Source organism: Wolbachia endosymbiont of Onchocerca gibsoni (genome assembly GCF_029169405.1).
In the GTDB taxonomy this organism is placed as follows: Bacteria; Pseudomonadota; Alphaproteobacteria; order Rickettsiales; family Anaplasmataceae; genus Wolbachia.
This window is the reverse complement of record NZ_JABUMP010000001.1, coordinates 934,411-946,650: the sequence shown is the minus strand read 5'-3', so window position 1 is coordinate 946,650 and position 12,240 is coordinate 934,411. Positions and strand designations below refer to the sequence as shown.

The 12,240-nt window shown below is 30.6% G+C and carries 7 protein-coding genes, 2 tRNA genes and 1 pseudogene; 6 read left to right on the top strand and 4 right to left on the bottom strand.

Annotation, left to right across the window (positions count from 1 at the left end; translation table 11 throughout):
• Position 1: 1 nt before the first annotated feature.
• The gene (gene truA / locus HSX44_RS03685) at positions 2 to 739 is read right to left on the bottom strand and encodes a tRNA pseudouridine(38-40) synthase TruA (protein ID WP_275602351.1); all 738 of its coding nucleotides are present in this window, start codon (positions 737 to 739) and stop codon (positions 2 to 4) included.
• Between the two features lie 199 nt (positions 740 to 938).
• On the opposite strand from truA, the pseudogene HSX44_RS03680 reads away from it, so the two are divergent.
• A pseudogene (locus tag HSX44_RS03680) lies at positions 939 to 1,862 on the top strand (recombinase RecA).
• A 1,599-nt stretch (positions 1,863 to 3,461) separates the two neighbouring features.
• On the opposite strand, the gene HSX44_RS03675 reads toward HSX44_RS03680, so the two are convergent.
• Together HSX44_RS03675 and HSX44_RS03670 are read right to left on the bottom strand one after the other, a co-directional pair.
• The gene (locus HSX44_RS03675) at positions 3,462 to 3,593 is read right to left on the bottom strand and encodes a hypothetical protein (protein ID WP_275602350.1); all 132 of its coding nucleotides are present in this window, start codon (positions 3,591 to 3,593) and stop codon (positions 3,462 to 3,464) included.
• A gap of 1,593 nt (positions 3,594 to 5,186) precedes the next feature.
• A tRNA-Lys gene (locus HSX44_RS03670) sits at positions 5,187 to 5,259 on the bottom strand.
• A 161-nt stretch (positions 5,260 to 5,420) separates the two neighbouring features.
• Here HSX44_RS03670 and HSX44_RS03665 point away from each other — a divergent pair.
• Positions 5,421 to 5,494 (top strand) — tRNA-Ala (locus HSX44_RS03665).
• Positions 5,495 to 5,671: 177 nt separating this feature from the next.
• On the top strand, positions 5,672 to 7,324 hold the full coding sequence (locus tag HSX44_RS03660) for a 30S ribosomal protein S1 (protein ID WP_275602349.1): 1,653 nt from the start codon (positions 5,672 to 5,674) through the stop codon (positions 7,322 to 7,324).
• A gap of 500 nt (positions 7,325 to 7,824) precedes the next feature.
• Here the strand turns inward: HSX44_RS03660 and HSX44_RS03655 are convergent, their stop codons facing one another.
• Entirely contained in the window at positions 7,825 to 8,097 is a 273-nt protein-coding gene (locus tag HSX44_RS03655) for a succinate dehydrogenase assembly factor 2 (RefSeq protein ID WP_275602348.1), read from the bottom strand.
• A gap of 98 nt (positions 8,098 to 8,195) precedes the next feature.
• Here HSX44_RS03655 and rseP point away from each other — a divergent pair, with 98 nt between their 5' ends.
• From rseP to HSX44_RS03640, 3 genes are read left to right on the top strand one after another with little or no spacing between them, the layout of a single operon-like run.
• Positions 8,196 to 9,320, top strand: coding sequence for an RIP metalloprotease RseP (rseP, locus tag HSX44_RS03650; protein WP_275602347.1), 1,125 nt, complete (start codon positions 8,196 to 8,198; stop codon positions 9,318 to 9,320).
• 7 nt (positions 9,321 to 9,327) lie between these two features.
• Complete coding sequence (bamA, locus tag HSX44_RS03645) at positions 9,328 to 11,673, top strand: outer membrane protein assembly factor BamA (RefSeq protein ID WP_338063358.1); 2,346 nt, start codon at positions 9,328 to 9,330, stop codon at positions 11,671 to 11,673.
• Positions 11,674 to 12,234, top strand: a complete 561-nt coding sequence (locus HSX44_RS03640; RefSeq protein ID WP_275602345.1) for an OmpH/Skp family outer membrane protein — start codon at positions 11,674 to 11,676, stop codon at positions 12,232 to 12,234.
• Positions 12,235 to 12,240: the final 6 nt, after the last annotated feature.

Here is a 12,240-nt window from a genome sequence, read left to right as displayed (position 1 = left end):
GCTAGTAATCTATCTTCACCAAGTATAAACCGCAAGGCGGTGCAGTAACGCCAGCAGCTTTTCTTTTGTGTTGGTTTAATATATTTAACATTTCTTGTGGATTAGTTTTATTTTTTCCAAATTCGACTAAAGTGCCGACAATGATCCTCACTTGTTTATGTAAGAACGAAATAGCAGATATTTTAACGTATATATGACTTCCATTTTGGATTATCTCGATATCATCAATTGTTCTTATCGGATTTTTGGCTTGACAATCTTTTGAGCGAAAACTTGAAAGGTTATGCTTTCCGAGCAGGTGTTTAGCGGCCTTACGCATAATGTCTACGTCGAGTGGATTAAACACTTGCCACACATAACCAGCTTCTAAAGCTGCAGGGGCATAGCGATTAATTATTCTGTACTCATAATGTCTTTTTTTTGCTGAAAATCGTGAATGAAATGCATCATCTACAGTTTCTACATTAAGAACAACTACAGGAACCGATTTTAGATGATAATTTATTGCAGTCCTTATTCTATGGAGCTTGAATTCTCTTTCCATATCAAAATGAGCAACTTGCTCTAAAGCATGAACTCCTGCATCAGTTCTTCCACCGCAATGTAAGGTGATTTTTTCGCCACTGAAATTAAATATTGCGTTTTCTATGGTTTCTTGAATTGAGTTAGAAGAGTGCTGTTGTTTCTGCCAGCCAGAGAAACTGCTACCGTTGTATTCTGTTGTTATTTTGTATCGCACTATAAAGTCTATCTGATTTTCTATTTTAATATAATTTAAGGTAGCTAATTTTTCTATGATAATGTTTTTCGTTATTAAAAAACACTTGGTAGATCATTATTATTTAATTAATATAAGAATTATATAAATTAATAAATACTCTATGATAAGCAACTCATGAGAAAGAAATAATGATAAGCAAAGAGTATTAGACAATGCTATAAGTCAAATTGAAAAAGTATTTAGTAGGGGTGTAATAATGAAACTGAAGCAAAACCCCTGTAGGGGAAATAGATCAGTGTTATATAGGATCAATTTCACTTGATTTAGCTCTTTGGTATTAGGTTTACTAAAGGGAAGTATGATTTAGATACTTTGTCCTAAGAGTTCCGGTAAGACCACTCTTGCTTTGCATGTAATTGCTGGATTCAAGAAGAAAGGGTGGTTATGTAAGTTTGTTGATGCGGAGCATGTATTGAATGTCATATGTGCTTGTAAACTTGGAGTAAACACTGGTAGTTTAGTGATTTTACAACTAAAAACTGGAGAACAAGCTCTATATGTTGTTGAATGTTTGGTGTGTTCTGTTGCAGCATTTACTTTAAGAAGTGAAATTAAAAGAGATATTGGTGATTAACGTATAGGGCTACAAACAAGAGTTTTAAAGTCATGGTCTGCAAAAACTTACCTCTACAGTTTCAAAAGTAAACCGCATATTAATATTTATTAATCAAATTTGTATGAAAATAGGAGTAGTATATGGGAATCATGAAACTACATAGGCGGAAATGTATTGAAGTTTTATNTTTCTGTAATGCTTGATATCAGAAAGGTTGGTGTAATAAAGGATAAGGAAAGTGTTACAGGTAGGAAACGAGAGTTAAAATTATAAAGATAAAGTTGCTCCTCTATTTAGAGAAGCAAAGTTTTACATAATATATGATGATAGCATATTAAGACTTAGGGAAATACTAGATGTAGGAGTGAAACCTTGGTGTGCTCAAAAAACTGATACTTATTATTCATACAATAATACATGCCTTGGCAAAGGAAGGGAAATATAAAAAATTACCTTAAAATGAATAAAGGAGTTGTAAATGAAATAGAAATCAAAATTAGGGATTTATTTAGAAATTTAGGGTGACTCTGTTATGGTAAAAGAGTAAAGCGAGCAAATTTTAGAAAATTAGTATTCTAGTTTTACCTATTTACAGAAGTAAGTGGGTTTACAAAAGCAACAAAAAAGCGCGAAGATAAAGGGAGATAAATATAAAATGGGTAAATGACTTTATCTGAAAAAACTCCTTTTTTTCTATTTTTAACTGATCTAAGTTTCTGTTTGTACTTATCCTTTTTTGCTTTATTACAATTAAGTACTAGGTTTTAATGTTATTATATTATACTATAACTGTCAATGCAGAGATGTTATCGTTATACTAATTATTCTCTAAGATAGCTAACCTAGTTGTGAAATTGAACACAAGTACTAGTTGTGTCAACTTACTAGCAAGACCAGCACAAATAATAGCAGTGTACAGTGTTAATGTTCTTTTAGTGGATCATCTTTTCAGTAAATTTTTTGTTTTTTTTTACTTTTGTAAGATTAGCATTTTCGTGCATTAATCTATAAGATTTATTTTCTTATCGATTTTGTATGCTTATTTATCGGATTTAAATTACTTTACTGATGGTTGTTTAATATTGCCTTGCAACTTTACTTATTAATTTTGTCTTTTTGTTTTGTTTTAGAATTTTTTAATTTTTCTGGTATACGATATTTAGTTTTACTTCCTTATATAACTATTGAATTTCTTTATCTTTTTCTTGTGACAACTTTTCTACTCAATTAATAAATTTTGCTACTTTTTTCTTTTACCTTGTTGTTGCTTTTTATATCACTTTTCTGAATGGTAGTAACGTTATTAGTTCTACTTCTACTTACTTTTTTTGATGTTATTATTGTATTTACTAGTTTTGGCTATGTTGATAATATAGCTTTTATATTTTCTAACGTTTTGATACTTTGCCTACTGATGTAGCTAATATATTATTAGGTTTTGTTGCTCTACTACTTAGTACAACACCTTAAAAAACCTGAAATCAAGTAATATTTTTACTGTGGCACAAAAAAAATTGTGTTAGTACACTCACAAATAAAAGTTTTCAAATGAGTAAGAAGACTGCTTGATAGAACATTAGGTGTATGTTTTGCTTTAAATGGAATATAATGTTATGTCTTTAAAGACTTACTAGAAGCTTTACTTTGAGTAACTTTGGATTTACCTTAACAGTACTTTAGCCTCCTATNCTGGCTTACCTTTTCTGTAGTGGATGTATTGCTTTACACAAGGCTCACTATATTAGTAAAATTTAAACTTTCACTATTGTTTTGACTTTTTTGAATCTTGTTTAGGTAGGATAATTTTTTCAGAAGGTTAATGTAATTTTTCCTATTTTCTAATTTTTTAACTTTTCTTGATTTTTTACTTCTACTATTATTTGGTCTTTATTTAATCTGCTGGGATATAATTTTGTCTTTCATTTCTTAAATTAGGGTGGAGGAGGAAGTTAATGTTATATCACTACCATTTGTATAAGGTCAGTATAGTGGCTTATGCCACTGCTATTGTAATTTCCATTTTACTCTTGTCTATCTTTATTATGCTTCTACTATGGTTATGTTTCTTCTTGAGTTGATCTCTTTTACTCCATTAATTATCTTTATAATATGTATTGTACTACCTCATGAGTATTTCTGAGTAGATAGTAAAATATCATATTCTGCATTTTTTATCCCTGCAGTAACTACATTTTTTATAGCTTTTGCAAACTCTTTAATATAATTAATATACTCTTCTGAATGAACTTTCTTCATATTGTCTTTGTTGCCCTTAAACTTTAATTCTAGTTCATTGATTACATTTATACTATTTAATCTATAAAAGATTACTCCTCTTAGTACTAATTTATATATTATTTTACTAATAATTTTAGGATTTTTTCTGATTTGAATTTGCTAATTTTTTTTGTTTTTTACTACATAATCCATGAAGCTATATCTACTTCTATATACTACTCCATGTAAATGGTCGTAAGTTAGAAAAATTAAATCTTGTTCTATATTCTATAATTTTATTTATAATCTATTCTAACTTTATTTATATTTTAACTTTATTAATTTTACCTAAATACTTTTCTTCAGTATTTTTTCTTGGTTTAGTACTAAATTAGTCTACAGAACTTCAAATTTGGTGAATAATCTCTTTTATCTAATCCTTTTTATTATGTTGATCCAACATCTAATAATAAGCTCTCTGTTCTTTTGCAAATGGTTCGATTATTGCACAAAACTTCTATAGAATGTTAACGAACCTTTGATTTTTCTTTATGCTCTAAAAAGCTAAACCCTTTTTTAGGATCCTGATTATTCTTATTTTTGTTCAACAACTCTTTCAATTTATTAGAATCTGTTAATGTATTACATAATTCTTCCATTAAATTCTCTTGCTCCTTACTTGAAAAGTGCACTTCAACGTGTAGTAGTTATGGTTGGTGAATTTATAACATCTAGTAAATTTTCCTGTTTCTGTCAGATGTATTAAAAACTCTTTACTTAGAAGAGTAATCTATAATATTATCACAACCGGAACGAACAGCATGACGCAAAGGTGTTTTTCCTGTATCAATCTCTTCCTCTATGTTAGGATTAGCACATGTTTCCATAGGTGAACTTGTACATTCTCTTACTTCATAAACTAATCTATACCTGGTATTACATATAGTATTATTAACTTAGATTCTTCTCTTTGAAATTTAAGGATTTTACAGATCTTAATTATTTTTGTTCTCACATAAAGAATTATTCAATTTTTAAAATGTGGCCTTCATGATCTCTGTAGGCAAGATCTTTAGATTTCTAAAAATCCCTAGTAATTCCTTACTCAACTCCTTTTGATCATCTGTTAAGTCAGATATATCGGAAGACCATATGTATTGATTATCAAATTTGCTCTTCTCTAATTTCTCATATATGTTTTAGCATTCTATTTTTAACTTCTAATTTTTCAATCATGTTGCTTTTGTTTAGATAATTTTTAGTGCTTGTTGTATGTAAAGTTTCTGATAACTGTTTATATTCGGTGATTTTTGTCATACTGTAATAAAAATATTAGTTCTATAAGAAAATAACATATTGTTGCGTTACTAACTTAGTTAAGTCAATTATATCATGCAGGAAATAGGTCCTCTTTGGCGCTACAAAAATTCATTTTATTAACTTATTTACTTTTTCAAAATTATAAAAAAATATTCACCTTTTTGAGAAAAATACTCAAAATTAACAGATTCCTAAGAAGAAAGTGAAAATTTTAAGATAAATAATTAAAAGCAAAGCTAATGATTATAAGTAATTTATATATGCTAGTTATACTAAAACTTCCATAGAAGAAAGCCTATAAGATATATCTGATGATCCCGGCGCGGATTGAACGCGCGACCTACTGATTAAAAGTCAGTTGCTCTACCGTCTGAGCTACGGGATCGCTTCATTTTTTAGCTATACCAAACATCAATACATCTTTTGTCTATTTTAATCAAACTAAAATTTTCATACATAATACATGTACTATAATGTAGCTTCTTGACAATAGCTTAGCACTTCTTGTACTCTAGAGTATAGGTTAGTTTATTCTCATAGACAACTGGGGGCATAGCTCAGCTGGGTAGAGCGTCTGTTTTGCACGCAGAAGGTCAGCGGTTCAATCCCGCTTGCCTCCACATCAAAATATTATTTGGGTGTATCGCAAGCTACTGTAGTATCTTATTTAACTAGTTGTATCTTGTATAGCTCAGGTAATCCTTTACAATACATTAATGAGTTAATAAAAAACTGCTTGTAACTAATTATTAATATTATATAGTATATTATTTCTAATTAAATTTAAATGAAAAGGTATGAATAATAATGATCCAGCTATAAATCTATTAACTAGTATTAAAAAACTATCGTCAAACAGGTTCGTAGAAGAGGTGTGTCAAAGTCAGTTTGAAGATCAAGGTAATATTTTATTTGAAGATTTTTTTGTCAAGAAAGTTAAAGAAGGAGATGTAGTAGAAGGTGTAGTTACACAAATAAATCCTAACGACGTTGTAGTTGACGTTGGCTTAAAGTCTGATGGGAGAATTTCAATTAAAGAACTCGGTTGTAGGGATGAGGTTGGTGTTGGTTCTAAAATTAGGGTGTATGTAGAAAGAATCGAAGATTATTATGGTAACGTAGCTCTTAGTCGTGAGAAAGCAATTAGAGATGAAAAATGGCATAAATTGGAAGAAGATGCAGCTACACAAACTGAGGTAAGTGGAATTATTAAACGTTCAATTAAATGCGGCTTTATTGTTGATCTTGGCGATGGAATAAGTGCTTTTTTACCGATGAGCCATGTGGACTTAAAGCAAACGAAAGATGTTAAGCATCTTATTGATACTGAACAAAAATTTATTGTGCTTAAAGTTGATAAGAAACAGGGTAACATTGTAGTGTCAAGAAAGCTGGTATTAGAAAAATTGCATGCTGGTGAAAAAATTAAATTTTTAGAATCCTTAAACGAAGGTGATATAATAGAAGGAAAAATAAAAAGCATTACTCATTACGGTGTATTTGTTGGTATTCATGAGTCAGACGTAGTTGGGGTTGTGGATGGGTTATTACATATTACAGATATTTCTTGGAGCAGAGTGAGCCATCCATCTGCAGTTTTTACCTGTGGTCAGACTATAAAAGTCAAAGTTATAAAAATAGATAAAGAAAATGCGAAAGTTTCTCTAGGTATAAAGCAATTAGAGGATAACCCTTGGCATGATATAGAGTTAAGATATCCAGTTGGTAGTGTGTATAAAGGTCATATAACAAGTATAGAAGATTATGGAATATTTGTTGAACTTAAGCCTGGAATTGAAGGTTTAGTACACTCGTCAGAAATAACTTGGGTTAAGAATAATTTACCAGTTAGTAATCTTGTAGCCAGAGGACAGGAAGTGTTTGTTAAGATTCTCAGTATTGACACTGTTAAAAATAGAATGAGTTTGAGTATTAAAAGGTGTGTAAGTAACCCTTGGCAAGTATTTATTGACAAATACCCTCCTGGCTCTATTGTTTCTGGTAAGATTAAGAATAATACTGGATTGTATATATCTATTACCTTTGATGATTATGAAATAGATGAAAATGTGGAAGGGACAATTTATGCACAGGATATAAGTTGGTCTAAGAATGGTTTAGATCAAATAAAAAAGTATAGTGTTGGTGATATAATAGAAGCAAAAGTAATAAGGGCTAATGTAAATCGAGCAAGAATTTACCTTGGTATAAAGCAAATAGAGCATGATCCTCTTATAGAATTAATAAAAAAAGTAAAGGTAGGTGGCAAAATGCAGGCTATTGTGAGTAAGAGGGAAGATAGCGGGCTAGTTGTTAAAGTTGAGAATGATGTAACTCTCTTAATAAATCAAGAGCATCTACCAGAAAATAAAAAATTTTCTATGTCAGAAGAAATAGAAGTGGAAGTGTTGGGCGTTGAAGCCTATAATATAATACTATCTGCTAAGTAATTAGAGTTTTAGCTTTATATAAATGGTAACGAAATCTAATCTAATAATAAAGATGGCAAAGATATATTCTTTCCTGGATGAGATAGTCATCAAGGCTTACACAGTTAATAGATTTTTGAGGTACTTTTAAGTTCCATAGTAGAATTGAAATTATGGTATTTATTTTTTTAATTAGGAGTTATAAGTCAAAAAAGGTAAACCATTTGGTGCATAGAAGTTTACAAAAAATCAATATCTCAAAATATATTTTCTTAGCAGTAAAAAGTTGTTTAACTTGATAAGTGAGAAGAGTTTCTATTGTTAATAGAATAAAAATGATGATTAAGTTATTGCTAGAGATTTTTAGTATTATATGTAAGTATTAGGAGTAGTTATACGAATAGTACATACAAAATATCTTATGATCTTATGAAGTGAAGAGAAGAATCGATAGCGTGAAAAGCACAAAAATGAAAAAAAAACAGGATATACTGAAGTATTAAATAGGTTAGATAAGATCATTAAACGCATAGGGGATTAGCTTCAATAAAATAAATAATTAAATTCATTATCTTACTGCTTACATTAGAAGGGAAGTCTACTTTACGAGTCATACAATAATATAATTCATAGTCATCAAGATCAACTATCTTCTCATATTCAATGAGTTCGTTTAGGGAAAATTTATCAAGATGCTTCAGTGCAAAATACCCCAAGAGTATATCAGTTTCTTTGCACCCTCTGTGCCAGCTTCTATACATCAATTTTCTTCTTAATAAAGAGATATCCGTCATTGGTATTAAACTTTCCTTGATTTAAAGGTAAAATTAAATGCTTGTCAAGCGAGCACGTTTTAATATACTTAATGTTTTGTTCAAGATTTGAGATACAAGTGGAGTTAGTTTCTAATCTTATTCATCAATTTAGTGATGTAATATATTATTTTGTGTCATTTTCTTTAATTATCTCTGTTATAATATTTGTGCATGAGTATGGGCACTATATTATCGCTAAAGCGTGTAAAGTTAAGGTTGAATCTTTTTCCATAGGCTTTGGCCCTGAAGTTTTTGGTTTTTATAATAAGTTTGGAACTAGATGGAAATTAAGTGCCATCCCACTGGGTGGGTATGTTAAAATGCTAGGAGATAATAATACAGCAAGCGTTCCAGTTAGTCAACAAGAGCTAACTGAGGAAGAAAGGTTATATTCGCTTCATACAAAACCACGATATAAGAAAACAGCAATAGTTTTTGCAGGGCCACTTGCAAACATGATACTAGCTGTTATAGCTTTTACGATATTTTTTAGTGTAACAGGCTATTATCGCACTCCACCAGTGATTGGGAGTATAATCGAGGGTAGCGTAGCAGATCAAGCTGGTTTATTGCCAGGTGATATTATTACACAGATTAATGAATATGGAATAAAGTATTTTGAGGATATTTCACGTGTGATGATGTTAAGCCCAGAAGCCAAAGTGGAAATTAGATATAGTCGAAACAACAAGGGACATAAAACTACCCTAACTCCATTAATAACTGAGGATAAAGATGTTTTTGGTGATGAAATAAAAAGAAAGACTATAGGAATTACTTCAGTTAACATAGCTGGGCTAAAACGGTCATCTTTTCTTGGAGCTGTGAGTCTATCAGTAAGTGAAACTTACCACGTTATGTACTTGACAATTAAAGCTCTTTTTCAAATTGTTATTGGTAAGAGAAGTATAAATGAAATAGGTGGACCAATAAAAATTGCGAAGTACTCAGTACAATCAACTAAAAAGGGGTTTGTTATGGTTTTATATTTTATGGCGGTCCTTTCAGCTACTTTAGCTGCAGTTAATTTGCTACCAATTCCACTACTGGATGGTGGACACTTATTTAATTATATTATAGAGGCAATTATACGTAGAGATTTAAGTCCGAGGTATCACAAATATGCAGCTACTTTTGGTGCTACCATATTATTTTTGCTGATGGTAATTGCAATATCGAATGATATAAGGCATCTTTTTTAAGATAAACATGAAAAGGCTGTTTTGCATGCTAATAGTAATTTTTATTTTTGTTCCTGTTCTGCTCGTTGCTTTAGAAAACGATAACAAAACTAAAATAAATGATATCAAATGTATTGGTAATAAGCGAGTTGGTAATCAAACAATAAGGTTTTATACAAAATTAGAGCCTGGTAGTTATGTGAATGATAATAGCTTAGACTCAATTATAAAAGATTTATATAGAACAAAGTTGTTCGCTGGTGTTAACGCTTACATTGATGATGAAAAGAATTTAGTAATAAAAGTCCAAGAAAATCCACTGATCAATAGGATAACATTAAAGGGTAATAAGCTATTTAAAAGCAAAGAACTGCTAAATAATGTAATTCAGTCAAAACCTTTGACCATTTTTGCTGAAACAAAGCTACAAAATGATCTATTGAACTTAGCCACAACTTATAGAAATAGTGGTAAGATTGGTGCTAAAATTGAGTATGAACTAAACAAGCTTGATGGTAATAGAGTGAGTTTAGTTTTTAAAATAAAAGAGGGTAAAACATCTAGAATTAGGGATATAAGATTTATAGGTAATAAAAACTTCTCTGAGAATGAATTGAAGCAAGCTGTTAAAATGCAAAGTGATGATGTATTTAGTAAGTTATTTATGGTCTTTTTTAAAGGTAAAAATCATTATTCACCACAATATTTGCTGATCAATGAAGAGTTGCTCAATAGTTTTTATTCCTCTAAAGGCTATATTAAAAATAATATACAGCCAATTATTGAGATCGATAACAATGATCAAGTTGTTTTAACTTTTTTGATCGATGAAGGAGAGCAGTACTTGTTTGGAAGCAACAAAATTAATATTAAAGCTAGAATCCAAGACTCGATCATAAAAGAGGAACTATTAGGGCTGATAACTAAAGAAGATAACAAAGTCTTTGATAAGATTAAAGTTAATAGTGTAGTAGAGAAGATAAACAAATACTTAAGTGAGAGAGGGTACATATTTGCAGAGGTTAATCCAGAATATACACAGCGTGGTAATGTTATAGATGTAACTTACAAAGTGCTGCCAGGTAAAAAGATTTATGTGAATCGAATCATAATTAGTGGTAATGACCGCACTTTAGATCAAGTAATCAGAAGTAAGCTTAGTATAGCGGAAGGTGATGCATATAATACATCTGAAATTCAAAAGTCATATAGAAAACTGGTTAGTAGTGATTTTTTTGAGACAGTAAAAATAGATAGCTACGCGATTAACGATAATGCGGTGAATCTCGACTTAAATGTTAAAGAAAAAAATACTACTTTGTTATACTTAGGAGGAGGAATGTCTTTCCCTGGCGGAGCATTTTTAAAAACTGATTTTAAAGACCGTAATTTGTTTGGTGGTGGAAAAGAACTCTCTTTTGCCCTTGAGAAAGGCCAATATTTATTTTCAACTGATTTAGAAGTTATCGAAAGCAACTTTAACGACTCTGATACATCACTGGGTGTAGGTATATTTTATGAAAAGCAAGATAAACCAAACACTACTTTCAATAGTTGTGATATGGGTTTTTTTGCAAAGTTATCATATAAAGTCACAGAAAACTTAACTAATTTCCTCCGCTATTATTATAAATATAACCATATACGGATGAATAATAAGGGTGGAAAAGATAATAGCGGTATTTCTAAAATAATACTGGACCGAGAAGGCGAGCATCACATTTCATCATTGGGGTACACATTAGCTTATAGTAAGCTGGATAACCTCTACTCTCCAAGAGATGGGTATTTATTAAGCTTAAGCCAGGATATTTCAGGGCTAGGAGGGAATGTAAATTTCCTCAAATCTGAGTTTTTGTCTTTTTATATACATCCTATATTAAGGAATATTGATGATGATACAATACTACGCTTTAAAATGGCTGCAGGTCATGTTTTTTCTTATGCTGCTAAAAAGCTAAGTATTGGCCAGCACTTTTTTAAAGGTGGTAATGAAATTAGAGGATTTGACCTTTCTGGTATTGGACCAAGGACAAAAGATAAAAATGAAAGCTTAGGAGGTAAAACTTATTTCAATTTAACACAGCAAGTGGATTTTCCACTACTAAAATTATATAATTATATTGCTATTAAAGGGTCATTATTTGTTGACTACGCAACGCTTTTTGGCCTAGATGATAAAAGTAAGGAATCTGGGTATGAGAAGGACTATTATGACAGCAAGCTTGTGAGGATATCACCTGGTTTTGGTTTTTCAATGCCTTCTCCTTTTGGTGGTAGATTTAGATTAGATTTTGGTTTTCCTCTAGTTAAAGAGCCATATGATATAATACCATCGTCAAATATTAAGTTTTCTATTGAAGCGGGAGTTTAAGTGAAGTACACACAATTGCTTATATCAGTTATTGCCTTAGTTATTTCATTGTTTGCAAGTTATAAAGCTGTGAAACAGCAACCTCAGAATGCATTCAATGCAAAAATTGTGATTGTTGATAGTGATAAAGTTATCAATGAATCTCTTGCTCTACAAAATATACAACAACAAATAAAAAAGCAAAGCTCTAAACTGCAGCAAGAGTTTGAGAGTGAGCTAGAAAAATTTAAATCCTCAAAAGAAGAATTTGAACTTCTATCAGAGGAAGCAAGAAAGGAAAAAGCCGATCAATTTAACAAGCATGCTGTAAGCGCTAGAGATAATTACGCTAAAAAAATGTCACATTTAGAAGAGAGCTATAGAGATGCAGTAGAGGATATTTTTAATAAGATGAAAGAAGTTGCTAGAAAAACTGCAGAAAAAAACAGCATAGATTTGGTATTCTTTCTCCCAAAGAAAAACCAAATTTTATACTCTATGGATAGAGTTGATTTATCAGATGTATTATTAAAAAACATAAACAAGGAAATGCGCGAGTTTACTTTGAAAGGCGTTAACTAAGCTTGC